The organism is Streptosporangium sp. NPDC003464, from assembly GCF_053588315.1.
The window spans coordinates 1-24,062 of sequence record NZ_JBSFPS010000058.1 but is presented as its reverse complement, the minus strand read 5'-3'; the positions used below and the strand labels follow the sequence as shown (position 1 = coordinate 24,062).

The window sequence follows — 24,062 nt, the reverse complement described above, 5'->3', positions numbered from 1 at the left end:
GCCTCGTCACGATATGCAGAAGGACTACGCGAACAATGTCCGCGCCCACGCGTAGTCGAGCTTGCCCACGGGCGTCCGCTTGATCTCGGGCACGATCCGCAGCGCTCGCGGGATCTTGTAACCCGCGAGCCGCCCGCAGCAGTGCTCGGCCAGCTCCTCCAGCGTCACCTCACCTGCGACCACTGCTGTCACCCGCTGGCCGAACCGTGGGTCGGGCGTGCCGACCACCAGCGCGTCGTACACCTTCGGGTGGCTGCGCAGGGCGATCTCCACCTCCTCGGGGAACACCTTCTCCCCGCCGGTGTTGATCACCATCGAGCCCCGGCCGAGCATGAGCGCGGTGCCGTCCTCGTGCAGGATCGCCTGGTCGCCCTGGAGCGCCCAGCGGGTCCCGTCCGGCCCGGTGACGAAGGTGCTCGCCGTCTTCACCGGATCCTTGTAATAGCAGAGCGGGATGTTTCCTGACCTGGCCAGCACGCCCTGCTCGCCCGGCCGTACCGGCAGGTGATCGGGGCCAAGCACGGCGAAGCCGGGGCCTAGCGCGAACCTGGGCCGCTCCTCCTCGGCGGCGGCCCCGATCGCGCCCGTCTCCGACCCGCCGTAGCTGTCGACGATCATCACGTCGGGCAGCGCCGCGCGGATCCTCTCGCGCGTCGTCGCCGACAGCGGCGCCCCGCCCGACCCCACCGAGAAGACCTCCAGCTTGTACGGCCGGCGCCCCAGCTCGTCGGCGACCGGCCTGGCCATGCCGTCCCCCACGAACGACAGCACCTGCGACCGCTCGCGCTCGGCCAACTCCAGCACCGCGGCCGGATCGAAGTGCCGCCCCGTCCACAGGACCACCGTGCCGCCCGCCGACAGGCAGATCCAGGTACTCCACTGCCCGTTGCCGTGCATCAGCGGCGCGTGCACCTGGAAGAGCAGCCCCTCGGCCCCGAAGCGCAGCTCCGAAACATCCGCGATGGGCCCCGAGTAGACGCTCATCGCCGCGAGGTAGATGTCCTCCGAACGCCACAACACGCCCTTGGGCAGCCCGGTCGTGCCGCCGGTGTAGAGGATGTACGGGTCCTCTCCCGACCGCGGCCCGAAGTCCCTGCCGCCCGGCACGCCCGCCAGCGCCCGCTCGTACGGCTCGCCGAAGGCCAGCACGGGACCGTCGAAAGGCGCCCTGGCCAGCAGGTCGGCCTCGCCCAGCAGCGCCACGCAGTCGGCGTCGCCGAGCAGATGGGCCAGCTCCCGCTCGACGTAACGGTAGTTGACGTTGACCGGCGCCACCCTGGCCTTGAAGCAGCCGATCATGCTCTCCAGCCATTCCGCGCGGTTCCAGGACAGGATGCCCACGTGCTCGCCCGGCCGTACCCCTTGGACCTGGAGCCAGTGCGCCACCCGGTTGGCACGCTCGTCCAGCTCGCGGTAGGTCAGCCGGACCTCGCCCGCGACCAGCGCGAGCCGGTCGGGCACCGCATCCGCGGCGCGTTCGAAGACGTCCGCGAGGTTGATCATCGCGCCTCCAGGACGATCGGGAAGGACGTGACACCGCGCACGAACGAGTTGCGCATCAGCCGCGGCCCCTCCGCGTCGGCCCACGCGGCCGAGCCGACCCTGGCCACCCATTCCTCGAAGAAGATCTTCAGCTCCAGCCTGGCCAGCGCCGCGCCGAGGCAGAAGTGCGTGCCCAGGCCGAAGGCGATGTGGCCGCCCGGCTTCCTGGTCACGTCGAACACGTCGGGATCGGCGAAGACCGCCGGGTCGCGGTTGGCCGAGCCGTACATGAGCAGGACCTGCTGGCCCTTCCTGATGATGTGACCATGCAGCTCGGTGTCGCGGGTGGCGGCGCGGCACATGTTGAGGATCGGGGTGCTCCAGCGGATGAACTCCTCGACCGCGCTCTCCACCAGCGACGGGTCCTCGCGTAGCAGCCGCCACTGGTCCGGGTGCCTGATCAGCACGTCGATGGCGGTGGCGATCACCGTGCGGGTGGTCTCCGCGCCGCCGTCGAGCAGCAGCAGCGCCTCGTTGGCCAGGCGCTCGTCGTCGTAGTCGGGCCGTACCGACCACAGCGATATGAGGTCGTCGTGCGGGCACTTGCGGCGCTCGGCGGCCAGGTCGAGCACGGCCAGGCCGAACTCCCCGGCGGCGACTGCGGCCTCGTGAGTGACGTAGCGCAGGCCGCCCCCCGCCGCGATCGTCGTCTCCGACCAATGCTTGAGCTTGGGCCAGTCGGCGTCGGGGAAGCCGAGCAGCCAGCCGATCATCTGGGCGGGCAGCGGCGCGGCCAGCGCGGGCACCGCGTCCACCGTGCCCTCCTCCAGTGCCTGGCCGATCTGCTCGACCACCACCGCCCTGATCCGCTCGGCGTAGCGTTCGTGCACGTAGCGCGGGGTGAAGCGGCGGTAGACGAGGCGGCGGCGCTCCGCGTGCTGCGGATCGTCCATGCCGATCATGGAGGGGTCGGACGGCAGCTGCGGACGGTAACCGCCGGTGCTGGTCCAGAGCTTGGGATCGCGCTCGATGGCGGAGACGTCGGCATGGCGGGAGATGCCCCACAGGTCGTTCGCCTCGTCGTAGTGGACGGGGGAGTGCTCGCGCAGCCAGGCGTACAGCGACCAGGGGTCGTCCGCGTACATGTCGCCGTCGAGCAGGTCGATGCCGGTCCGGTGGCCGGCGGCCGTGGCTTTCCTGTCCGCGATCGCCGCTTCCGTGGTCCTGAACAGTTCGCTCATGCTCGGCCCCTGACCAGCCGGCCGGGCAGTGCCCCGGTGTGCTCGCCGTGGGAGAAGGTCTGGGTGCCGCCGACGAAGGTGGCGACGTAGCCGTCGGCCCGCTGGATGAGCCTGCGTCCGCCCGCGGGCAGGTCGTGCACCATTCGCGGGCGGTGGTTGCCGACCCGCTCGAAGTCGATGAGGTTGAGGTCGGCCTTCATACCGGGGGAGATCGTGCCGCGGTCGTGCAGGCCGTACAGCCGGGCGGTGTCGCGCGACATCAGCTTGACGACGTGCTCCAGCGGCAGCCGCGCACCGCGCGAGCGGTCGCGCGCCCAATGGGAGAGCATCGTGGTGGGCATGGAGGCGTCGCAGATGAAGCCGCAGTGCGCGCCGCCGTCGCCGAGCCCGAGTACGGCCTGCGGGTGCAGCAACATCTCGCGCTGGGGATCCAGGTTGCCGTTGGCGTAGTTGAGTATCGGCAGCAGGAAGATCGCCTGACCGTCGTCCTCCAGCATGAGGTCGTACAGCAGCTCGAGCGGTGCGCGGCCCTGGCGCTCGGCCTGGGCCTTGACGGAGGTGCTGGGGTGCGGCTCGTAGTCCGGGTTTTCGGGATTCAGCGGATAGAGGCGGTCGGTGAAGCCGCGGCAGAGGGCCGCGAGCATGTCCTCGTCTTTCGGGATCTCGTGGAGGATACGGTGCTTGACCTGGGGGTCGCGCATGCGGTGGACACGCTCGTGGCGCGGCAAGGTGGAAATTTCCTGATATGAGGGGTGATCGGCGAAGGCGTGCAGCGCCTCCAGACCGATCAGCATCCCGAACGGCCGGCAGGCCACCTGCGGGTGCAGCCGCGCCACCTTGGCCGACTCGCTCAGCAGCTCACTCCACAGGTCGGGCACCGAGTCGATCTGCAGCAGCGCGAAGGTCACCGGCCGGTCGATCGCCTCGGCCAGCCTGCTCATCCAGGCGACCTCCTTCATCGGCGCGTTGACGTCCTCGCCCGCAGCTCCGGCCGGTGCGATCTCGTAGACGCCCCTGCCGAGCTCGCGCAGTGCCTCGCCGATGCCGAACAGTTCGTCCTCGGCCGCGAACGTGCCTGGCACAGGCTCGCCGTCGATCGCCTTGTGCGCCAGCGTCCGGCTCGTCGAGAACCCCAGCGCCCCGGCCTCGATGCCCTCCTTGACCAGATGCTTCATCCTGGCGATGTCGTCGGGTGAGGCAGGTTCGTTGCGCGCGCCGCGCGCGCCCATCACGTACGCGCGCAGCGCCCCGTGCGGCACCTGGGTGCCGATGTCGAGCGCGTGCGAGTGCCGCTCCAGCGCGTCGAGGAACTCGGGGAAGCTTTCCCACTCCCAGGAGATCCCCTCGGACAGAGCGGTGCCGGGAATGTCCTCGACACCCTCCATGAGGCCGATCAGCCACTCGCGCCGGTCCGGCCTGGCCGGGGCGAAGCCGACCCCGCAGTTGCCCATGACCACGGTGGTAACGCCGTGCCAGCACGAGGGACCGAGCAGCGGGTCCCAGGTGGCCTGGCCGTCGTAGTGGGTGTGCAGGTCGACGAAGCCGGGCGTGAGCAGCAGCCCGTCCGCCTCGACGGTGCGCCGGGCGCGCCCCGGCCGGTCCGCGCCGTTCTGGCGGGCGACCTCGGTGATGCGGCCGCCGGTGACGGCGACGTCGGCGGTGTACGGCGGGGCGCCGGTGCCGTCGACGACGGTGGCGGCGCGAATGACAAGATCGTGCATGGTCAGCTCCGGTGGGGGAGTGTCACGGAGCCGCCGCATCGCTCGCGCCGACGATTTGGCGGTCATAAAGAAATTTCCTGATATGTCCGGCGCCAGCGCCGGACATATCAGGATGGGCTCTGGGCGGGTGTCACCCCTCTCAGGCCGTCGCGGCCGTAGGCGGGTTCGAGCCAGGAGGAGAAGTCGGGGCCGCGGCGCAGCGAGTGGCCGCCGTCCACGTTGATGACCTGGCCGGTGATCCACGAGGCCTCGGGCGACAGGAGGAAGGCCGCCAGCGCGGCCACGTCCGCCACCTCGCCCACCCTGGGCAGCGGGGTGCAGGCCTGGTAGTCGGCCAGGATCGGGTTCTCCGCGTCGGTGATGATCGACACCATCTCGGTGCGGATCAGGCCGGGACGGATCGCGTTCACCCGGACGCCACTGGGGCCGAGCTCGTCGGCGGCCAGCATGCACAGGTGGTCGATGCCCGCCTTGGCCACGCCGTACGGGCCGAACCAGCGGTGGGTGTTGGAGGCGGCGATCGAGGAGATCGCCACGAACGAGCCGCCGCCCGCCGCGGCCATCAGCGCGGCGGAGTGCTTGAGCGCCAGCATGGTGCCGGTCAGGTTCGTCGCGATGACCTTCTGCCACTCCTCGATCGGCAGCCGGGTGATCGGGCCCAGCCAGCCGGAGCCGCCCGCCGAGGCGACCACCCCGTCCAGACGGCCGCCCGCGTGCTCCCACGCCCGCCGCACGGCCGCCGCCATCTGCTCCTCGTCGGCCACGTCGGCCACCACGTAGCTCGCCTTGCCGATCTCCGCGCAGGCGGCGGCCAGCCGGTCCTCGGTGCGGCCGCAGATGGTCACGGCGGCGCCTGAGGCGGCAAGGCGCTTGGCGACGCCCAGCCCGATGCCGCTGCCGCCGCCGGTGACGAGCACTCCCTGGCCGTCGAGGTTCATGGCCGTTCCCTCCACAACGGTTCGTCAACGGTGAAACCGACCGGGCCGCCCCACCGGTTGCGGTAGCTCACCAGATGCACCGGGCGGCGGGGCGCGACGCCCCAGCGGCCAGTCGGGTAGCCGAACGTCACCGTGCACGCCAGCTGCCAGCCCTCGTCGTCGGGCACGCCCAGCACGCTCAGCGTCTGCTCGTGGTAGAAGATGCCGAGAATGCTGGTGAGGGCGGTGCCGACGGCATGCGCGCGAGCGGCGAGCTGGGCGTTCCAGACGGCGGGGAAGATCGAGCCGCCGCCGCTCGGGTCGTGCTGCACGAAGGCGAACAGCATCAGCGGGTAGTTCTCGAAGTTGTCGGCCAGGTGCTGCGCCGAGGCGAAGACGCGGCGGGCCTGGTCGTCGGCCTGCTCCAGCAGCGGCCTGTAGTAGCTGTCGAACAGCTGGCGCAGCCCGTCCCGGTAGAGCGGGCCGAGCTCGGCCTTGACCTCGGGGGAGTCGACCAGCATGAAGCGCCAGTTCTGCTGGTTGCCCCCGCTGGGGGCGCGCACCGCGGCGTCCAGGACGGCGCGCTGCACCTCGAGCGGGATCGGGTCCGGCTTGACCCGGCGCATCGCGCGCGTGGTGTAAAGAGCCTCGAAGACGTCCATGCTCATGGTCGCTCACCACTCCTCATTCGCTCCATCAGGCCAGTACCCCCGCCTCGCGCGGCTTCCGCGCCTTCTTCTCGTGCAGGCCCCAGGATGTTGACCTCGACGACCACGTCGGCCTGCTCTGTCAGCTCCTTGAAGGCGGCCACCCCGTCGGGGGACTTCAAGTCCAGCCTGATCGTGTGCTTGCCGCGGTCCATCACATCGGCGCGCGGCTTGCCGGAGACCGCCTTGACGCGGTCGACGCGCAGCACCTCGGCGCCGTGGTCGACGAACATCATCCCGGCGGACGGGCCCGGGGCGAGCCCAGCCAGCTCCAGCACCCAGCCCAGAGGACCTTCAGGCATGGACATCTCCTTGACTCTAAGTCCGTACAGCTATCACAAGCAATCGCTTGGTGATAGGACTGTCCCGTGACAGGCCGATCACGGTCAAAGAAGTGCTCTTGCTGCGGGGGGTGGCCAAAGCCGACGGCGCCGCCCAGCCCCCTGCCGTACGGGAATCCGGCCTGGGGCCTGGCGGCATGGGTGATGAGACAGCTGCCCATCTGACCTGAGCGGTCCGCTCCTTGACGTGGCCCGGCGCCATCCGCGCGCACCGGCAGGCATGCTCGGCGGAGCGCACGGGTGACGGATCCCGGAGGTGGGCCGTCAACCTCGGCGGTCCGAGGCGGATGAGTCCAGTTCGTCTGCTCGACGGAGGTCCTTGGGGCGGCCCATGGCGCGGCGCATCTGGATCAGGTCTTTTCGGGAGACGTAGTGAACTTCCAGGCCGCCGGGGTCGACTGCGGTGATCGCGCGGTCGAGGAACCCCCGGACGTGAAGGTTTCCCCAGGGGAGCGTCGGGGTGCAGCAGTCGCCGCTGGCTCCAGGTGAGGTGAACTGCACTTTGGGGCGGAGAAAGGAATCCGGGTGAATTGCCATGGGGTTGCCCGTTTCATCGGCGAGTTGGGCGTTGACGAAGGTGAAGGCAGCCGCCAGGGCTGGGGCGTGGGCCGGGGCGCCGTCCCAGAGCAGGTCTAGATCGCCGGTCAGTTCGGTTGATCCATGCATGATGCCGGCGACCTGCCCGATCACTACGACCCGGATGCCGTTGTGGTGGAAGGCCTCGAGTAGAGGGAACGGGTCGAATCCGAGGGCATCGTCGGTGTTGATCGTGCCGGCGTCGTCGTCGGCGTCCTCGTGGCCCAGGCCGGTGGCCGCCCGGTTCAGGGCCAGTTCACGGGTGCGTCGTGCGGCGGTGCGGAGTCGTTCCAGCGGTTCGTCGATCATCTGATTCATGCAACACCGACTGCCCTCCTGGCGCACTCGAATTTCGTAGGGTCTGGCGGGGGTCCTGGTGGTAATCGCGGAAAATCCAACGGGTATCGCTGACCAGCGTCGACGTGGAGCCCCCGGGCAAGGTCAGCGGCATCCTCGGCCCGGCCCACCGCACCCGCCAACCGGCACACCATTCCTGCGATGCCCTCAGACCAGGGCAGGTCAGGGGCATATCCGTTGGATTTTCCGCGATCACCACCGGCACCCCTTGAGGGGCGGCAAGCGACGGCTACGCTCCGGCCCGCCCGGGACGCGGCCGGGGGTGACGGCCGCGATGGCTTCGGCACCGGGTTGGACATGCGCATGGCGGTGCGCGGGTTCTTGCGGCGGATCTTGCCCATGATGAGCTGGAGGGGCACCTCGGCGTCGCTGAGGTGGACGGCGGCGCTGTGCCGGAGCTGGTGCAGATCGAGCCCGGCGTACTTGTCGAGCAGGACGCGGGCCCGGTCGTAGCCGAGGCGAGAGCGGCGCCGATCTCGGTGAGGGGCCGGTCGTGGCCGAGCGGGAGGATCGCCTGCTCGGCCCGCTGTCATGATCGCTCATGTACGTGATAACAGACAGTTACCACGTACATGAGGTGGAGGATCAGGGGTGTCACTTTCGAAGTAACCTGCACGGATGCCCAAAGCGCTTGCATTGTCGGCGTAAGAGCCCAAAACACGGTTTGGTGGGCTTCCCCGAGATTCGGGCATTTCGGGCATACTTCTGGCATCGTCGGAGCCGTATCCCGGGGTGCTGCCGCCGAACGCGCCGAGCGGGTTCTGCACGTTCTGGCGGGCGGAACCTAACGTGGCACTTTCCTGCGGTATGTGGCAATCGCTATCCCAAGGGCGAAGGCGGCATATCCGCAGGTAACGGTCAAACCTTCCCATGGCGGGAGCGGGTAATAGCCCCCCAGTAGTGACGGGTCCACGTCCACATGCGCGAACGTGGGGACGCTCTGCGTGATCGCGAACCCGGCGGCAGGGGTGATCACCAGCAGCCATGGCGCCAGACCCGCGGTCGCCAGCAGATAGGGCACGACGACCAGCGCGATGGCCAGCCCGATGGCGACGACGGCCCGCTTGACCAGCGCGGCCAGGCCCAGAGCCAGCACGGCGGCGGCCGCGGTCAGCGCCGCGTAGCCGACGATCACCCGCAGTCCGGTCCCCAGGGTGATCGGCTGGATCGGGTTCTGATTGGCACGCAACATCGCCAGGCCGGCAGGGACCACGACCCCCGAGGTCACCAGCCCCGCCACGAACGCGACCACGCCGACCACCGCGGCCTTGGCCGCCAGCAGCCGTGCTGGATGCGGCTCGGCCGGCGGGCTGGTCCTGATCAGTCCGCGCCGGTGTTCCGTTGTGAAGAACGTGGCCGCCGCCACGAGCATCGGGATCAGTCCCACGGCCCCGCCGATCAGCATGAGGTCGGCGCGTAGACCGCCCTCTACCGTGGCGGGCCCGATGTCACCGCCCCCGGTCACGATGAGCTTCCCGCCGGACTCGACGACCCCGCCCGGGTGATGCGGGGTCTTCCCGTCGGACTCCATGGAGACGCCGACGTCGTCGCGGCGCCACGAACCGTTCGCACCCCGCAGCTCGATCTGGTCGAAGGTGGCGGTGGCGTTGGCGAAGGCTTTCGCCATGTCCCACAAGGCGCCTGGCGAGGTGGCGAACAGCCCGATCTCGACCGTCTCCGGCAGCCCGGCCAACTTGACCGTGCCGACCTCGGTCCACGTCTTGCCGTTGTCCGACTCCTGGCCGGTGATGGTGTCACCCGACCTGGTCAGCCGTAGCCACTGCGGGCCATTGTGAGGACCGCCGGCCACGTCGTGGACATAGTTGTACTGCATCCGCACGCCATGATCTCCGGTGAGCATGACGGCGGCGTACGGCGTGCCCTGCTTGAGGCTCTGCCTGACCAGGAGGCCGGCCTTCGCCCACGGCACCACCCCCTCCTTGATGTTGCGCACCCCGGGTACGGCGTCCGGCAGCCGGATCTGCCCGGTCATGTCCGACACGCGGGCGGTGATGCTGCCGTTCCCTTTGAGCGGCTGGTGCACGAAGTAGTACTTGTCCTTCACGGCCGTGCCATCGGGACCCACCAAAGGCGCGGGGCAGGGGCCCTCGCCCTTCCCGGTCACGCAGGTGGTGCGGGCGCCTCCGGCGATCAGCAGTCCGAGCGACACGGTCACCAGCACGGAGGCCGCCACGGCGAGCACCCAGCCCCGCGCGGAGCGGAACCTGGTCCACTCCGCGCGCAGCATCTGGGGGAAGCCGTCCCGCCCGGCCGGCCGGCTGGATCGGTAAGGCGTGAATGAACTCATGCCGACGGTTGTACGCGGCACCCGGTCCCAGCCGGGTCGCAGCCGCTGCGACCCGGCTGCGACCGGGGATCTGGCATCGTTACCCCATGGCACCTCGACCCGGCGGCCGGTCCGACCGCCCCGCCCGCACGACGACCGGCGGTGAGTGGCGGTGAGGGTCCTCGTCGTCGAGGACTTCGAGATCCTCGCCCGCTCCGTCGGAATCGGGCTGCGCCGCGAGGGTATGGCCGTCGACGTCGTCCTGGACGGCACCGCCGCCCTCGACCGCCTGGCCGCCACCCGCTACGACGTGGTGATCCTCGACCGCGACCTGCCCGGCGTCCACGGGGACGAGATCTGCCGGCGGCTCGCCCACAGCCGCTGCCAGACCCGCGTACTGATGCTCACCGCCTCCGGCACGATCGAGGACCGCGTCGACGGGCTCAGCCTCGGCGCCGACGACTACCTGCCCAAGCCTTTCGCGTTCGCCGAACTGGTCGCCCGCGTCCGTGCCCTGGCCCGCCGCGCCACCCCGCCGCTACCGCCGACCCTGGCATGCGGGGACATCACCCTCGATCCGGCCCGCCGTATCGCGTTCCGGGCCGGCCGGCGCCTTGAGCTGAGCCCCAGGGAGTTCGCCCTGCTCGAATGCCTGCTCGCCGTACCCGGCCTGGTCATCTCCGCTGAGGAACTGCTCGAGCGCGTCTGGGACGAGGCCGCCGACCCCTTCAGCAGCGCCGTCAAGCACACCATGCACCGGTTACGGGCCAAACTCGGCGACCCGCCCGTGATCGAGACCATCCGCGAAGGCGGCTACCGCATCGGATCGTCATGACCTCCCAGCAGTTCGCCAGAAAGTCCCTGCAGACGCGGCTCGCGCTCGCCTACGCGGCGGGCATCTATGCCGCCGGAGTCCTCGTGCTCCTATTCGTCGCCGTCCCGCTCGCCGGCATCAATGCGGCCACACCCATAGGCCACCCCTCATCGAGTGCGATCACCGAAACCGGGCCCGGGATCGGCCTGCCCCAACTCCTCACGGGATCCGCCGTCGCCCTGATCCTTCTGATTCCCGTCGCGCTGGCCCTCGGCTGGTTTGTCTCCGGCCGGTTCCTGCGCCCGCTGCGCGCCATCACCGCCACCGCCAAAATCATCTCCGCCGGAAACCTCCACCGGCGCCTTGACCTCGGCGAGCCCATGGACGAGCTGACCGAACTCGGCCACACCCTCGACGACCTGTTCGCCCGCCTTCAAGCCTCTTTCGACGCCCAACGCCATTTCGTCGCCAACGCCTCCCACGAGCTGCGCACCCCTCTCGCCGGCCTGCGCACCCTCCTTGAAGTCGCCCTCGCCGACCCCGATGCCGACACCGACACCCTGCGCTCGGCCTGCCAGGAGGCCCTCGCTCTCGGCGGACACCAGGAGCGGCTCGTCCAAGCACTGCTCGCCCTGGCCACCAGCGAGCGTGGCGTCACCCGCTGGGACACCCTCGACCTCGCCCACATCGTCGAAGGAGTGCTCGCCTCCCGCCGCCGCCAAGCAACGGAAAAAGGCATTGACCTCGCCGAACACCTAACGCCCGCAGCGACGGTAGGGGACCCGAGACTGATCGAAAGCCTCGTCGCCAACCTCATCGACAACGCCATCCGCCACAACCACCCAGACGGGCACGTAAAGATCACCACTCAGACCTCCGGCACGCAGGTGGCCCTTGTAGTCACCAACAGCGGGCCAGTCATCCCCGACAACCAGATCCAGCGCCTCTTTCAACCCTTCCAGAAACTGGCGCCCGATCGTCACGGCCGCCGCGACGGCTACGGCCTCGGCCTCGCCATCGTCAACGCCGTCACCCAAGCTCACCGCGCCACCCTCACCACCAGCGCACGCCCCGAAGGCGGCTTGTCCATCACCGTGCAGTTCGCGCATGCGTCTCATCCGAACCATCCTTGACGTCAGGGACGACTGCGCAAGGGCGGCACCCTGCCACCCGCATCGAAGCTCTGCTCGCCGCGGAGACCACCCTCGCCGCCCGCTGCACCAGCCATCGGCGCGCTACCCCGAGGTCAAGCTCTGTCCGGTGGTGGAAACGGAGAGCTGCCAGCAGCCGATCGCCGGGCCGCACGCGGTGGGAACGGTGCCGCCGGCGGGTCGGCCGTCAATGCGTGGACAGCAGGATGACGCCGACCGTCACGATCCCGGCCGCGGCGATGCGCCGGGGGCCGAGCCGTTCGGCGAAGAACATCGCGCCGATGAGCGCGCCCCACAGGATGCCCGTCTCGCGGAGCGCCGCGACCTCGGCGAGCGCGCTGCCGGTCTGCGCCCACAGCACCAACCCGTACGACAGCATCGAGATCGCCCCTCCGCCGGCCGAGACCCGCCAGCGGTCGCGCGACGCGGACACGATCGCCCGCCCGCGTACGGCTGCCATCAGCGCGAAGGCCAGGACCCCCTCGACGGCGAACATCCACACCGTGTAGCCGAGCGCTGTACCGGACTCCCGTACGCCTATGCCGTCCACCACCGTGTACGTCGCGATGGCCGCTCCGGTAAGCACGGCGGCGGTCACGGCCTGGCGGGACGGCATGCGCTGCGGTCCTGCCCCGGCGAGCGCCAGCGCCGCCAGCCCACCGCATGTCGTGGCCAGGCCGCACACCTGGAGGATCGTGAGCCGTTCCCCCAGGAACGTGACCGCGACGGCGACGAGCAGCGGCGCGCTCCCCCTGGCGATCGGATAGACCTGGCCGAAGTCGCCCAGCTCGTAGCTGCGGATGAGCAGCAGCATGTACACCAGTTGCATCGCGATCGAGACGATGCCGTACGGCCAGGACCCGGACGCGGGTGGAGCCACGAAAGGCAGCAGCGGCAGGCAGATCAGCGACTGGGTGATCCCCATGACGCCGAAGGCCGCGTGCCGGTCGGGCACCGCCTTGGCGAGCGCGTTCCACGTGGCGTGCAGCAGGCCGGCGAACAGGACCGCGGCAGCGGAAAACATGATCGATCCTCGAAGTCGAGCGTGTCAGCCGGAGACGCCGGCACGGTCGTCTTCGAGACGGCCCATCATCCGGCGGTGGAAGGACGGGTCCTCGGCGACGGTCAGCCGCAGGTCGTACCAGCCGGACACGGTGTCCCAGTCGACGACCGCCCGGTCCCCGGCCGCGACGGCCACCTCACGACGGCCGGCGCCGTAGGCGAGCGCGTCGAGCGTGAACGTCAACGGCGCCGGTCCCGGGTTGGCGATCGTCACGGTGAGCCGCCCGCCGCCGCCACGGGAGGACACCGCCGTCCGGGCAGCCGGGCCCGTACGCGACCCGGCGAACTCGCGCCGGAACCCGTTCGGGCCGGTGAGGGTCAGTTGGTAGGCGTCCGCACAGACGGGGACGGTGACGGACTGCGTGCCGAGCACGTCGAAGTGGCGTGGGAACGCGAACTCCCCGGCGTACGGGTAGAGCACGACATGGCTGCCCCGCTCCCCGGCGTCGGTCATGGTGACGATCAGCCCGTCGTCCGCCAGGACGGCGGACGCCTCCGGCCGATACGGCAGCGGCCGGGCGGGCCGCGTGCCGGGCTCCTGCGCGGCGAGCCGCCTCTCGGCGGGCGGGGTCGCCGGCCAGCGCACCCGGAACGGGGGCACGGTCACGGCCGCCGCCGCGGGTACGGCAGGCGGGGCCGGCGTGAAGTCGAACGCCGCGGGTACGGCAGGCGGCGCCAGCGTGAAGTCGAACGCCGAGGTGAGGTCTCCGGCGACCTGCCGCCGCCACGGGCTGATGTTGGGCTCGGTGACGCCCAGCCAGCGTTCCACGAAGCGGATCGTCGACGTGTGGTCGAACACCTCCGAGCAGACGTGCCCACCGGCGGTCCACGGCGACACGACCGTCATCGGCACCCGGTAGCCGAGCCCGATCGGCAGCCCGTCGACGAACTCGTCCTCGGCGCCTTCCGGTGGTAGCGGAGGCGGCACGTGGTCGTAGAACCCGTCGTTCTCGTCGAAGGTGAGGAACAGCGCGGTCCGCTCCCACACCGAGGGATGCGCGGCGAGCGCGTCCAGGATCTCGTAGACGAGGCCGGCGCTGTGCGCCGGGCTGGACGGGTCGGGGTGCTCGGAGTACGCCTCCGGCGCGACGATGTACGAGACCTGCGGCAGCCGCCCCTCGGCGACATCCGCGCGGAAGGCCGCGGCCAGCCGCCCCGGCGGGACCCGGTGCAGGCCCCGCTCGTAGGCGTCCCGCTCGGCCGGGGTGAGCGCCTCGACGCCTTTGCACAGCGCCGCGAGCATCTCCTCCCGCTCCTCGGCGGGCAGCCCGGCGATCGAGGTGTAGAAGGAGTGCAGGCTCCGGCAGGGCGTGTGGGCCAGGGCCTTGCGGGCGACGTCCTTGAAGGACGCGAAGTAGTCCAGGGAGTTGCACTGGTAGTTGTCCCACTCCTGGTAGACCCGCCAGGTCTTGCCCGCCGTCGTCAAGCGCTCGGGGTAGGAGACGTGGGTGTAGCCGGGATGAGCGTCCTCGTCGCAGGCGTCGTTGGCGGTGGTGCGCCGCCCGGACGGCTCGTATCCGACGGTCCCCGACCAGTGGTACAGGCGGTTGGGGTTCGTCGGTCCGAACATCGAGCAGTGGTAGGCGTCGCACAGGGTGAAGGCGTCGGCGAGCTCGAACTGGAACGGCAGGTCACGGCGGTCGAAGTGGACCATCGCCCCCGGCCCCTTGCCCGCGATCCAGCCGTCGTGCCAGCCGCCGCCCCGGGTCCGTTGCCCCGTGTCCCATTCGTGGTCGACGCCCTCGACGTACTGGAGGTCGCCTTCGGTCAGGTCCCGGTCACCCGTCCCTGCGCGTACCGGGTAAGGGAGGACTCCGGACTGGTCGAACACCGGCCGGCCGTCCGGCAGTGTGATGGCGTTGCGGTCGCCGAACCCGCGCACTCCGCGCAGTGTCCCGAAATAGTGGTCGAAAGAGCGGTTCTCCTGCATGAAGAACACGACGTGCTGGAGGGAGCCGAGTCCTCCGGGCGGCACCGGCCGAGCCAGTGCCGCCCGCAGGGACGGGGGAAGAGCAGACAAGGGGAAGGCGGCCTTTCAGATCTTGCGGCAGTACAGGGCGTCCGGCGTACCGTACCGGCCGGTGCGGTAGGAGAACGCGATCCCGGCGGCGTACTCGTCGGACGCGCATTGCGCCTTGCGGTAGCCGGAGGCGTAGTCGCCGCCCTCGCCGGAGGAGGGACGGCTGTCGCTCCGGTCGTCCCACAGGGTCCGTCCGGCTCCGGCGAGCGGGATCCGCCCGGGGGCGCACAGCACCGCCGACACCTTGTCGCCGCGCAGGCTGTAGCCGGTCATGAACTGGCCGGTGGGGCACTGGTACTTGGTGAACGTGGACGCCCAGTCGGTCGTGACGTTCTCACTGGTCACCACGGTGGCCGGGCCGGAGGCCCACAGGTCCGCCACTCCGGCGTCGGTGCACAGGCCGCCCTGGCCCTTCTGGCTGATGCCGATCAGGCGCTGGTCGTCCGGGCAGGACAGCTTGTGCGCGCCGGAGTCCCAGTCGCCCCGGGCACGCATCCGCGCGGACTGGTCCGCGTCGGTGTGGATGGCCTGGAGCATGGACCAGGTGCGGACGGGCGCGACCTGTCCGGTGTGCCCGGTGGCGGCGATCAGACGGCGCCAGTGCGCGGCCCGCCAGTCGTCGGTGTCGAGCACGCTGCGCAGCGCGCCGTCGACGGCGTAGCGGGCGAGCCCCCAGGTGTTGCCCCGGTCGTTCTCCTGGAAGCCGACCATCGGCCAGTACGCGAAGTCGGTGTCGTTGTCGATGAGGAAGTCGACCATGTTGGCGAACCAGGCCTTGTCCTTGTCGGTGGCGGCTTTGCCGACGCCGAACTCGCTGATCCACACAGGGGCGGTGAAGTGCCGGTCCGGGGTGGTCGCCACATAGGTCGCGGTGTCACGCATGACCGCGAAGAGGTCGGAGCGGCTCAGATCCCGGTAGCGGTAGTCATGGGTCTCGCCCAGTCCGTCCGCGCCGGTGTGCTGCGGGCCGGTGTAGCCGTAGAAGTGCGCGGCGTAGACGAGCTTGTGCGAGCGGACGAGCGTCTGCGAGAGCGTCGCGACCGGCTTGAGAAGTGGCCTGTCGTGCCAGACGCCGTCGACCGGGATACCCGACCAGTTGATCCCCTCGATCATGATCAACATGTCCGGGTTGGCCTCGGTGAGGATCCGGTCGCCCGCCTGCTGCGCGGCGGCGGCCCAGTCGTGGCCGTCGCCCATGCCCCAGTTGGGGTTGTCCCAGGTGTCACGGCGTACCTCGTTGCGGAGGTCGGCGCCGACGACCCGCTTGTTGGCCTGGTACCGCCGCGCCATGAACACCCAGTCGTCCAGCCATTTCTGGGTGGTCTGGCTGCTGTTCCACCGTTCGTTCCCGTCGACGCCGCAGCACCAGCGGGTGGTGGTCGTGTGGTTGTTGAGGATGACGGCGAACCCGTCGGCGGTGAGCGCCTCGACGACCTTGTCGTAGACCTGGAGCGGAGTGAGGCCGCGCAGCTGCGGGTTGGCCGCCACGCCCGCGTCGGTGACCGGACGCGCGTCGGTGATCATCCCGTTGGAGAACGGCAGCCGGATGCTGTTGACACCGAGCGCATGGAAGTCCGTGATCAGCTTGCTCATCGGGACCCGGTCCAGGCCGAGCGGGACCCGATGGGAGGTCTCCGACGCGTAGTTGTTGGCCGGGTCCTCGTCGTCGCCGCTGCCGGTCCAGGTGCCGCTGGCACCGTGCCAGTTGCCGGACTGCAGTTTGAACCGCTTTCCGGTGGCGTCCACGACGTAGCGGCCCTTGGTGCTGAGAGGTCCTTCCCAGGACGCCGCGAGGGGGGTCGGTGTGTCGGCGGCCGCGGGCTGGGGGAGCGCGGCCAGGCCGCTGAGGGCGGCGGTGAGTACCGCCAGGAACGCTCGTGTTCTCATCAGGTCTCCTCGGAGGGGGAGTGACGCGCGAGAACCGCGACGTCGCGGGGGTGGAGGATGACCTGCTCGACCTCGGGACGCCCGGGGGCGAGCAGATGGTGGAACCGGTGCGGCAGATCGACCGTGCGGGCCTGGGTGGTGTGGTTGAGCAGCAGCAGGAACTCCCGGCCCCCGCCCGCGCGCACCGCGGCCTGCATACCGTCGGGTAGGCCGGGCAGTACCGGCTCGGCGCCGGCCTCGGCGAGCGCCTCGGCCATGACCGCACGCATGACCGTCTCGTCGGGACGGGTGGTGACGTAACGGACCGTGCCCGCGGCGAACCGGTTCCTGGTGACCGCGGGCGTGCCGTCGGGGAAGGCCAGCAGGACGTCCGCGCCCTCGATGCGCACGTCCTCCCGCCACAGATCCGCGGTGCCTTCCGCCAGCGGGAACGTCTCGCCCTCGGCGGCGGGCAGATACTCCTCGACGCGCAGGCCGAGCGCCTCGCGCAGCGGCCCCGGGCAGCCGCCGTGGTGGACCCGGTCGTTGCCGTCCACCACGGAGGTGAAGAACGACACCAGCAGGTGGCCTCCGGCCGAGACGTAGTCGGCCAGCCTCCCCGCGTGCTCCTCGGTGAGGAGATAGAGGTTGGGGACCACGACCAGCTTGTAGCCGGACAGGTCCGCGCCGGGCGACAGCACGTCCACGCCCACACCGAGGTCGAACAGCGGGCCGTAGTGATCCAGTGCCCGGTCGACGGCCTTCAGCCCGTCGGACGGACGGGAGTCCAGTTCGAGCGCCCACCAGCTGTTCCAGTCGAACAGCACGGCCACCTCGTTCGCCACGCGGGTTCCGGCCAGCTCCGGCACCGCGGCCAGCTCGGCGCCCAGAGCGGCGACCTCCCGGAACACCCGGGTGTCCGCACCCCCGTGCGGCACCATCCCGGAGTGGAACTTCTCCGCGCCTCCGCGTGACTGCCGCCACTGGAAGTACAGGACGGCGTCGGCGCCGTGCGCGATCGCCTGCCAGCTCCACAGGCGCATCCGGCCGGGCTCCTTGATCCCGTTGCGCCCCCGCCAGTTGACCGCCGACGGCGCTTGTTCGACCAGGTACCACGGGTCGCCGCCGTGCGCGCCGCGCGCCAGATCGTAGGCGAGGCCCGCCGCCACGTGCGAGCGCGGCCAGAACGGGTCCGGGTAGCTGTCGAGCCCCACGATGTCCATCCGGTCGGCCCAGGAGTGCAGGTCCACGGGCTTGTGGTGAGCCAGGAAATTGGTCAGGACGGGCACGCCCGGTGTGACCCGTCGCAGGATCGCGGCCTCGAGCTCGAAGCACGCGCGCAGCGCCTCGTTGCTGAACCTCTTGAAGTCCAGTTGCTGGGCCGGGTTGGCGTACGTCGGCGCGAGCCTCGGGGGCAGGATCTGGTCGAACGAGGTGTAGCGCTGAGACCAGAAGTCGGTGCACCAGGCCGCGTTCAGCCGCTCGATGTCGCCGTACCGCGCACGCAGCCAGCGACGGAAGTCACGGGCGGACTCGTCGCAGAAGCACTCTGAGACGTGGCAGCCGTACTCGTTGCCGATGTGCCAGAAGCCCAGGGCAGGGTGGGCCCTGTAGTGCGTGGCGAGCGCCTCGACCAGCCGGGCGGCCCGGTCGCGGTAGACCGGGCTGGACGGGCAGTAGTGCTGGCGGCCGCCCGGCGACAGGACAGTGCCGGACTCGGTGACCGGCAGGATCTCCGGGTGTTCCGCGGCCAGCCACGGCGGCGGTGAGGCGGTCATGGTGGCGAGGTCCACGGTGACCCCCGCCGCCGCCAGCTCGTCCATCACCGCGTCGAAGTAGGAGAAATCGTACGTGCCCGGCGCGGGCTCGACCCGCGCCCATCCGAAGACGCCGACGGTGACCAGGTTGACCCCGGCCTCGGCCATCAGGAGCACGTCCTCGGCGCGGATCTCGTCCGGCCACTGCTCGGGGTTGTAGTCGCCGCCGAATCCCAGGCCGCCCAGGCGGTCGGTGAAACTCATGTACTCAGTCCTTCATTCCGCTGGCGGCGATGCCCTGGACGATGTAGCGCTGCGCGAACAGGAAGACCGCGACCAGCGGGAGGATCGTGACGACGGCTCCGGCGAAGAGCGCGGGGAGGTTGATCGACTGCGAGGTCAGGAAGGTGGACAGCGCGATCTGGGCGGTCCACGACTCCGGGTCCTGGCTGATGACGAGCGGCCAGAGGAAGGCGTTCCAGCTCTCGATGAACGACAGCGTGCCCAGCGAGGCGAGCATGGCACCCGAGTTGGGCAGCGCGAGCCGCCAGTACACGCCCAGATAGCCGAGGCCGTCCAGGCGGCCCGCCTCCTCGATCTCCTGCGGGAACTTCAGGTAGAAGTTGCGGAACAGCAGCACCGAGAACGCGTTGAACAGGCCGGGCGCGATGACACCCCAGAGGGTGTCCACCCCGCCCATCGCGCTGACCAGCACGAAGGTGGGCACGAACGTGGCCGAGGTGGGGATCATCAGGGTCACGACGATGAAGGACATGACGACGCCGCGGCCGGGCACCGAGATGCGGGCCAGCGCGTAGCCGGCCATCGAGCCGAGCAGGGTGGAGACGGGAGCGGTGACGATCGCGATGACGAAGGAGTTCCCGAGCGCGTTGGCCATCGGCACCGACGGGTCGTCGAACAGGTCCGTGAAGCCCTGCAGGGTGAGCGGGTCGGGCAGCCAGTGCCAGTCCGGGTCGGTGATCTGCGTTCCGGTCATCAGCGCGGCGCGCAGCATGAAGTAGAAAGGCGCCAGGAACAGTACGGCGGCGACGCCGACGGCCAGATAGGTCAGGATCGTCACCGGAGTCCTGCGCGTGGTCTTGCGCATGGTCAGTCCTTCCGGCCGAATCCGACGAGGCGGCCCTGCAGCAGGGTCACCAGGATGATCAGCAGCGTCAGCAGGAACGCTCCCGCCGAGCCCACGCCGTAGTCCTGGCCCTTGAGCGCCGTGTCGTACAGGAAGACCAGCGGCGGCCGCACGGGGGCGGTGGAGTTGCCGGCGGCGGTGATGAACACGTTGTAGAACTCGTCGAAGGCCTGGAACGCGGCGATGAGGATCAGCATGAGGATCGCCACCGACGTGTTGCGCAGCATCGGCAGGGTGATGTGCCGGAACTGCGCCCACCGGGACGCGCCGTCCAGGGAGGCCGCCTCGTACAGGTGGACCGGGATGGCCTGGAGACCCGCCAGGAAAAGGATCATGTAGAGGCCGACCTGGAGCCACAGGCGCACCGTGATGATCACGATCCAGTACAGGGGCGGGTCGGTACTGGCGATCCACGACTGGACGTCCCAGCCGAACAGCCCGCCGATGGTGTTGGCGACGCCGGACGGCAGGCCGTTGAACAGGCTCATCTTCCAGATCAGGGCGGCGACGACGTAGGAGACGGCGGCCGGGATGAGGAAGCTGGTGCGGAAGAAGGCCCGGCCGCGGCGCATCCCGTGCAGCAGTACGGCGAGCCCGAGCGACATGCCGAAGGTCACCGGCACGATGAAGAACGTGAACAGGATGATCCCGGTCATCGAGGACCGGAACGCCTCGTCCTCGAGCAGGAACACGTAGTTGTCGAAGCCGATCCAGGATCCGAGATCGACGGTGCCGCGCGCCTCGCTGAAACTGAGCAGGAAGCTCCAGCCGATGGCGACGTATTTGAACAGGCCGAGGCCGAGGAGCATGGGCGCGGTCAGCAGGGTGAACGCGCCCACGGCCTTCCAGTCGGTCCGCCGCCCGCGGCGGCCGGATCGGACCCCGGCCGGGCGGGCGGCCGTCGCCGCCCGCCCGGTCGTAGCGGTGTCTGACATGTCAGGCCAGCTGCTTGTCGAGCTCGGCCTGGGCCTTCCCCGCGGCCTCGTCGAGCAGCGACTTGGCGTCGCCCTCGCTCTTGGCGATCTTCAAGACGGCCTGCGCGAACGCGGAGTCCATCGTGGTGTTCCACAGGTTGGAGTAGGCTCTGCTGGTGTTCGCCAGGATGTCGGCGGCGTCCTTCGCCGGGCCCGAGCTGAACTCAGTGGTCTGCGCCGCGACGCTCTTGCGCGCCGGGACGTGGAACCCGTAGCTGACGCACCAGTCCTTCTGCAGGTCCGTCTGCTTGATCCAGAGCCAGTCGAGATACTTCTTGGCCTCTTCGACGTGCTTGCCCTTGGCGTTCACGGCCGCGAACCAGCCGCCGATGCGAGAGACCGCCTGGCCCGTGTCGCCGAACTTCGGCCACGCGACGACACCGAAGTCGTCACCGAGCGCCTTCTTGACGGCGGGCATGGCCCACAGACCGCACCACTGCATGGCGGCGGCGCCCTGGACGAACGCGCCCGGGTCGTACCAGTCGGTGGTGAAGTCCAGCAGCAGCGACTTGTCGTCGTGCAGCTGCTTGAGGCCGGCGAGTGCGGCGATGGCCTCGGACGAGTTGAAGACGACCTTCTTGCCCTCGGGGTCGAGCAGGTCGGCGCCGTTGGACCACAGCAGCAGGTATCCCGCGTTGCCGATGCCGTCGGAGCCGACGAACAGGCCCTTCTGCTCCCGGCTGGTGAGCTTCTTGGCGGCCGCGGCCAGCTCGGCGAAAGTCTGCGGCGGGGCGATCCCGGCCTTCTCCAGGACGCTCTTGCGGTAGTACAGGACCATCGCGTCGTCCATCATCTTCAGGCCGTAGAGCTTGCCGTCGGCCGTGGCGGACTCCAGCGATGCCTTGGAGTACTCGGCCTCCTGTCCCTTGATGATGTCGTCGAGCGGAGCGAGCAGGCCGTTCTTGACGTCGACGTACTGGAAGTCGCCGATCTCGAACAGGTCGGGCGCCTTTGGGGTGAGCAACGTCGAGTGGAGCTTCGCGGAGTAGTCACCCGCGATCCAGTTGACCTTGATGGCGACGTCCGGGTTGGCCTTGGTGTACTCCTTGGCATACCGGATCACCGCCTGCTGGGTGCCGGCCTCGCCGTAGGCGTGGTACCACTGCTCCAGCGTGACCTTGGCGCCGGCCTTGACGGCGTCGTCCTTGCCGCAAGCCGCGAGCGCCACACCGCCGACGAAGAGGAGTGAGCCGCTCAAGAAGGCGCGGCGGGATGTCAAGGAAGTGCTCATTGGGGGGTTCCTTCCTGGGGCCGGGCGCCCATCGGCCCACGAGGGCCGGTGTTCCCGGAGACTGTGCTAGGTCGTGATTCGCGGATCCTCTCGGCTCCGCCGTGGCGGAGATCCGCCGATACGCTCCCTAGCCTGGGGATGTGACCAAGGACTGGACGGCGACGGCCGCTGCGCCGCGCGCCCATTCCTCGAACGGCAGTGGACGGATGACGAGGCCGCACCGCCCCGCGCTGCCGTAGGCCTGGGCGGAGAACGCCTCGCGGATCGATTCCTCGAACAGGTCGTAGGCGTCGAGTCCCTCGCCGGAGACCACGAGGCTCTCCGGGCCGAGGAGGTTCGCCACCACGGCCAGGCCGAGGCCGATGGCCCGGCCGGCGACGGCGAAGACCTTGCGGAGGACCTGGTCGCCCGAGCGGGCCAGATCGACCGCCTGGTCGATGGTGAGGTCGTCCACTCCCGTGGCGCGGCGAGCCTCGGTGAGCAGTGCCTGGGTGGAGGCCACCGCTTCCAGACAGCCCGTCGCGCCGCAGTGGCAGCGCGGTCCCTCGACGCCGATCGGCACGTGGCCGATCTCCCCGGACACGCCGAACGCGCCTGAGACGAGACCGCCGTTGACGACGAACGCACTCCCGATGCCGGTGCCGATGGTGACCAGCGCGAAGGAGGACGCGCCGACGCCCGCGCCGAACCACTGCTCGGCGGCCGCGAGGGCCTTGACGTCGTTCTCCAGGGTGGTGGTGAGCCCGGTGGCGTCGTTCAGCAGCGCGGCGAGCGGGACGTCCCGCCAGCCGAGGAAGGGGGAGTAGCGCACGATGCCGGCGGCGCGGTCGACATCCCCGGAGATGGCGACTCCGAGCCGGTGGGTCCGCTCCCGGAATCCGGGCCGCATGTCCAGGAGCTCGGCGACGATCGCGGCGAGGGCCGCGACCACGTCGGTGGGCTCCATGGGGGAGGCGGAGGCGTCGGTCCGCACGTCGAAGCCCGGCACGGCGTGGTGGCGAGCGGCGACGATCCGGGAGCCCAGGTCGGTGACCACGCCGATGAGATCATCGCCGGTGATCTTGATGCCGATGAAGTACTCGCGTTCGGGCGCGATCGCCAGCGGGCTGGCGGGCCTGCCGGCGCCGGGCGCCGTCCGCTCGGTGGGGGCCAGTTCCCGCAGGTAGCCCGCCTCGATCAGGGGGCGGGCGGCTTTGGTCACCGCCGCCGACGAGAGGCCCGTGAGCCTGCACACGTCGACCCTGCTCACCGGGCCCCGGGTGAGGACCATGGTGAAGACCGCGCTGGCGGCGGGGCTGGTGATGGGCGCCCCGGAGCCCTGGCTTCTCGGCATGCGAGTCACCGTAGGGTCAAGTAATTAACTTCGTCAAGAATTTAATTCCGCGCGGATCGGCGGTACATTTCCCGGACCGACGCCGCCCCCCAAGGAGTGCCCCACCGTGATCGAGTACGACCTCCGGCATCGGATCTGGCTGCTCAGCACGCCGACGACCGCGTACGCGCTGGGGCTGGACGACGGCACGCCGCGGCACGTGCGCCGGGGACCCCCTCTGGCGTTGGAGCAGGCGGCGGCCGGGGCCGAGGAACAGCGGTACAGCCGTCAGGAGGCCTGTTGGCAAGGTCTGCTCCACCAGCCGCCATCTGCGGCGTTCCTGCAGGTAGACGGGGTGGGCTCGGTAAAGGCGGACTGTTGGTCGGTTAGCTGAGCAGACCCCGTCGGTAGCCCTCACCGACGGCGGCGGCGCGGTCGCGGACGCCGAGTTTGTCGTAGATGTGCAGCAGGTGCGTCTTACAGCGTTTCCTACATGGTGGGTGAGTCGTTGAACTCACCATGGACGGCGGGCGATGGGACTGGATCGTCCCGGCGGGGTTGTGGGAGATCGCGCGGCCGTTGCTGCCGGCGCCCCGGGTGCGCCCGCAGGGCGGCGGGATCGTCGGTGTCGCTGATGAGGCGGTGTTCGCCGCGATCGTCTACGTGCTGGTCAGCGGATGCTCCTGGCGGGCGCTGCCGCCGTGTTTCGGAGCCTCGAAGTCCACTGTGCATCGCCGGTTTTTGATCTGGTCGTGTGCCGGGGTGTGGGAGCGGTTGCACCAGGCCGTCCTGGACCGGGTGGCCGGCGACGACCTGCTGGCGGTGTCGCGCGTGGTGCTCGACTCGGCGCACGTGCGCGCCAAAAAGGGGGCCAACACACCGGTCCTTCGCCCGTGGACCGGGGTAAGCCCGGTTCCAGGCTGCACGTCCTGTCGGACGCGGCCGGACTGCCTCTGGTCGTCGGCCTGTCCGCGGCCGACGTCCACGACAGCCGCTGGTTGAAGCCGATGGTGCTCGCCCTCCAATTGAGACACAGCCCTGTGCGGGGCCGGTATCGCAAGATCGGCAAGCTCCACGCCGACAAGGCCTATGACCATCC

General features: G+C 70.0%; 20 protein-coding genes and 2 pseudogenes. 5 read left to right on the top strand and 17 right to left on the bottom strand.

Annotation, left to right across the window (positions count from 1 at the left end):
- Positions 1–24 precede the first annotated feature (24 nt).
- The 8 genes from ACWDS7_RS15655 to ACWDS7_RS15620 all read right to left on the bottom strand — a co-directional run bounded on the left by ACWDS7_RS15655 (position 25) and on the right by ACWDS7_RS15620 (position 9,650).
- On the bottom strand, positions 25–1,503 hold the full coding sequence (locus ACWDS7_RS15655) for an AMP-binding protein (RefSeq protein WP_451929846.1): 1,479 nt from the start codon (positions 1,501–1,503) through the stop codon (positions 25–27).
- Positions 1,500–2,723 (bottom strand): cytochrome P450, encoded by a 1,224-nt coding sequence (locus tag ACWDS7_RS15650; protein WP_451929845.1) that lies wholly within the window; start codon positions 2,721–2,723, stop codon positions 1,500–1,502. The genes ACWDS7_RS15655 and ACWDS7_RS15650 overlap by 4 nt, the downstream gene beginning before the upstream one ends.
- Positions 2,720–4,444 (bottom strand): N-acyl-D-amino-acid deacylase family protein, encoded by a 1,725-nt coding sequence (locus tag ACWDS7_RS15645; protein WP_451929844.1) that lies wholly within the window; start codon positions 4,442–4,444, stop codon positions 2,720–2,722. The genes ACWDS7_RS15650 and ACWDS7_RS15645 overlap by 4 nt, the downstream gene beginning before the upstream one ends.
- Before the next feature lie 107 nt (positions 4,445–4,551).
- The gene (locus ACWDS7_RS15640; RefSeq protein ID WP_451929843.1) at positions 4,552–5,382 is read right to left on the bottom strand and encodes an SDR family oxidoreductase; all 831 of its coding nucleotides are present in this window, start codon (positions 5,380–5,382) and stop codon (positions 4,552–4,554) included.
- Positions 5,379–6,029, bottom strand: a complete 651-nt coding sequence (locus ACWDS7_RS15635) for a nitroreductase family protein (RefSeq protein ID WP_451929842.1) — start codon at positions 6,027–6,029, stop codon at positions 5,379–5,381. Before ACWDS7_RS15635 ends, ACWDS7_RS15640 begins: the two co-directional genes overlap by 4 nt.
- Positions 6,026–6,370, bottom strand: a complete 345-nt coding sequence (locus tag ACWDS7_RS15630) for a CoA transferase (RefSeq protein WP_451929841.1) — start codon at positions 6,368–6,370, stop codon at positions 6,026–6,028. Before ACWDS7_RS15630 ends, ACWDS7_RS15635 begins: the two co-directional genes overlap by 4 nt.
- 303 nt (positions 6,371–6,673) lie before the next feature.
- Positions 6,674–7,294, bottom strand: a complete 621-nt coding sequence (locus tag ACWDS7_RS15625; protein WP_451929840.1) for a hypothetical protein — start codon at positions 7,292–7,294, stop codon at positions 6,674–6,676.
- An 832-nt stretch (positions 7,295–8,126) separates the two neighbouring features.
- On the bottom strand, positions 8,127–9,650 hold the full coding sequence (locus ACWDS7_RS15620) for a hypothetical protein (protein ID WP_451929839.1): 1,524 nt from the start codon (positions 9,648–9,650) through the stop codon (positions 8,127–8,129).
- A gap of 151 nt (positions 9,651–9,801) precedes the next feature.
- Here ACWDS7_RS15620 and ACWDS7_RS15615 point away from each other — a divergent pair, with 151 nt between their 5' ends.
- The gene (locus tag ACWDS7_RS15615) at positions 9,802–10,464 is read left to right on the top strand and encodes a response regulator transcription factor (protein WP_451929838.1); all 663 of its coding nucleotides are present in this window, start codon (positions 9,802–9,804) and stop codon (positions 10,462–10,464) included.
- Entirely contained in the window at positions 10,461–11,576 is a 1,116-nt protein-coding gene (locus ACWDS7_RS15610) for a sensor histidine kinase (protein ID WP_451929837.1), read from the top strand. Before ACWDS7_RS15615 ends, ACWDS7_RS15610 begins: the two co-directional genes overlap by 4 nt.
- 205 nt (positions 11,577–11,781) lie before the next feature.
- Here ACWDS7_RS15610 and ACWDS7_RS15605 read toward each other — a convergent pair whose 3' ends face one another.
- The 8 genes from ACWDS7_RS15605 to ACWDS7_RS15570 all read right to left on the bottom strand — a co-directional run bounded on the left by ACWDS7_RS15605 (position 11,782) and on the right by ACWDS7_RS15570 (position 22,984).
- Positions 11,782–12,618 carry an EamA family transporter gene (locus ACWDS7_RS15605; protein WP_451929836.1) on the bottom strand — a complete coding sequence of 279 codons (837 nt, stop codon included), beginning with the start codon at positions 12,616–12,618 and terminating at the stop codon, positions 11,782–11,784.
- A 24-nt stretch (positions 12,619–12,642) separates the two neighbouring features.
- Positions 12,643–14,676, bottom strand: coding sequence for a phosphocholine-specific phospholipase C (locus tag ACWDS7_RS15600; RefSeq protein ID WP_451929835.1), 2,034 nt, complete (start codon positions 14,674–14,676; stop codon positions 12,643–12,645).
- A 15-nt stretch (positions 14,677–14,691) separates the two neighbouring features.
- Entirely contained in the window at positions 14,692–16,563 is a 1,872-nt protein-coding gene (locus tag ACWDS7_RS15595) for a glycoside hydrolase family 5 protein (RefSeq protein WP_451929834.1), read from the bottom strand.
- Positions 16,563–18,563: a beta-galactosidase gene (locus ACWDS7_RS15590; protein WP_451929833.1), complete on the bottom strand. Its 2,001-nt coding sequence runs from the start codon at positions 18,561–18,563 to the stop codon at positions 16,563–16,565. Before ACWDS7_RS15590 ends, ACWDS7_RS15595 begins: the two co-directional genes overlap by 1 nt.
- A gap of 4 nt (positions 18,564–18,567) precedes the next feature.
- Positions 18,568–19,407, bottom strand: coding sequence for a carbohydrate ABC transporter permease (locus ACWDS7_RS15585; RefSeq protein ID WP_451929832.1), 840 nt, complete (start codon positions 19,405–19,407; stop codon positions 18,568–18,570).
- A 2-nt stretch (positions 19,408–19,409) separates the two neighbouring features.
- Entirely contained in the window at positions 19,410–20,381 is a 972-nt protein-coding gene (locus ACWDS7_RS15580; protein WP_451929831.1) for a carbohydrate ABC transporter permease, read from the bottom strand.
- A 1-nt stretch (position 20,382) separates the two neighbouring features.
- Positions 20,383–21,651: an ABC transporter substrate-binding protein gene (locus ACWDS7_RS15575; RefSeq protein ID WP_451929830.1), complete on the bottom strand. Its 1,269-nt coding sequence runs from the start codon at positions 21,649–21,651 to the stop codon at positions 20,383–20,385.
- Positions 21,652–21,778: 127 nt separating this feature from the next.
- Positions 21,779–22,984, bottom strand: coding sequence for an ROK family protein (locus tag ACWDS7_RS15570; RefSeq protein ID WP_451929829.1), 1,206 nt, complete (start codon positions 22,982–22,984; stop codon positions 21,779–21,781).
- Positions 22,985–23,090: 106 nt separating this feature from the next.
- Between ACWDS7_RS15570 and ACWDS7_RS15565 the strand changes: the two genes are divergently transcribed.
- Complete coding sequence (locus ACWDS7_RS15565) at positions 23,091–23,357, top strand: hypothetical protein (protein WP_451929828.1); 267 nt, start codon at positions 23,091–23,093, stop codon at positions 23,355–23,357.
- Here the strand turns inward: ACWDS7_RS15565 and ACWDS7_RS15560 are convergent.
- Positions 23,350–23,442 (bottom strand): annotated as a pseudogene (locus ACWDS7_RS15560) (DNA-binding response regulator); the annotation flags it as partial. The gene ACWDS7_RS15565 and the pseudogene ACWDS7_RS15560 sit on opposite strands and share 8 nt — an antisense overlap.
- A 40-nt stretch (positions 23,443–23,482) precedes the next feature.
- Between ACWDS7_RS15560 and ACWDS7_RS15555 the strand changes: the two are divergent.
- A pseudogene (locus tag ACWDS7_RS15555) lies at positions 23,483–23,731 on the top strand (transposase); the annotation flags it as partial.
- A 125-nt stretch (positions 23,732–23,856) separates the two neighbouring features.
- A partial coding sequence (locus tag ACWDS7_RS15550; protein WP_451929864.1) for a transposase occupies positions 23,857–24,062 on the top strand: 206 nt, incomplete at its 3' end.

Bases quoted from the DNA above. Each gene is read 5' to 3' on its own strand.
- ACWDS7_RS15655 (WP_451929846.1), bottom strand. From the start codon at position 1,503: ATGATCAACCTCGCGGACGTCTTCGAACGCGCCGCGGATGCGGTGCCC.
- ACWDS7_RS15650 (WP_451929845.1), bottom strand. From the start codon at position 2,723: ATGAGCGAACTGTTCAGGACCACGGAAGCGGCGATCGCGGACAGGAAA.
- ACWDS7_RS15645 (WP_451929844.1), bottom strand. From the start codon at position 4,444: ATGCACGATCTTGTCATTCGCGCCGCCACCGTCGTCGACGGCACCGGC.
- ACWDS7_RS15640 (WP_451929843.1), bottom strand. From the start codon at position 5,382: ATGAACCTCGACGGCCAGGGAGTGCTCGTCACCGGCGGCGGCAGCGGC.
- ACWDS7_RS15635 (WP_451929842.1), bottom strand. From the start codon at position 6,029: ATGAGCATGGACGTCTTCGAGGCTCTTTACACCACGCGCGCGATGCGC.
- ACWDS7_RS15630 (WP_451929841.1), bottom strand. From the start codon at position 6,370: ATGCCTGAAGGTCCTCTGGGCTGGGTGCTGGAGCTGGCTGGGCTCGCC.
- ACWDS7_RS15625 (WP_451929840.1), bottom strand. From the start codon at position 7,294: ATGATCGACGAACCGCTGGAACGACTCCGCACCGCCGCACGACGCACC.
- ACWDS7_RS15620 (WP_451929839.1), bottom strand. From the start codon at position 9,650: ATGAGTTCATTCACGCCTTACCGATCCAGCCGGCCGGCCGGGCGGGAC.
- ACWDS7_RS15610 (WP_451929837.1), top strand. From the start codon at position 10,461: ATGACCTCCCAGCAGTTCGCCAGAAAGTCCCTGCAGACGCGGCTCGCG.
- ACWDS7_RS15605 (WP_451929836.1), bottom strand. From the start codon at position 12,618: ATGTTTTCCGCTGCCGCGGTCCTGTTCGCCGGCCTGCTGCACGCCACG.
- ACWDS7_RS15595 (WP_451929834.1), bottom strand. From the start codon at position 16,563: ATGAGAACACGAGCGTTCCTGGCGGTACTCACCGCCGCCCTCAGCGGC.
- ACWDS7_RS15590 (WP_451929833.1), bottom strand. From the start codon at position 18,563: ATGAGTTTCACCGACCGCCTGGGCGGCCTGGGATTCGGCGGCGACTAC.
- ACWDS7_RS15585 (WP_451929832.1), bottom strand. From the start codon at position 19,407: ATGCGCAAGACCACGCGCAGGACTCCGGTGACGATCCTGACCTATCTG.
- ACWDS7_RS15580 (WP_451929831.1), bottom strand. From the start codon at position 20,381: ATGTCAGACACCGCTACGACCGGGCGGGCGGCGACGGCCGCCCGCCCG.
- ACWDS7_RS15575 (WP_451929830.1), bottom strand. From the start codon at position 21,651: ATGAGCACTTCCTTGACATCCCGCCGCGCCTTCTTGAGCGGCTCACTC.
- ACWDS7_RS15570 (WP_451929829.1), bottom strand. From the start codon at position 22,984: ATGCCGAGAAGCCAGGGCTCCGGGGCGCCCATCACCAGCCCCGCCGCC.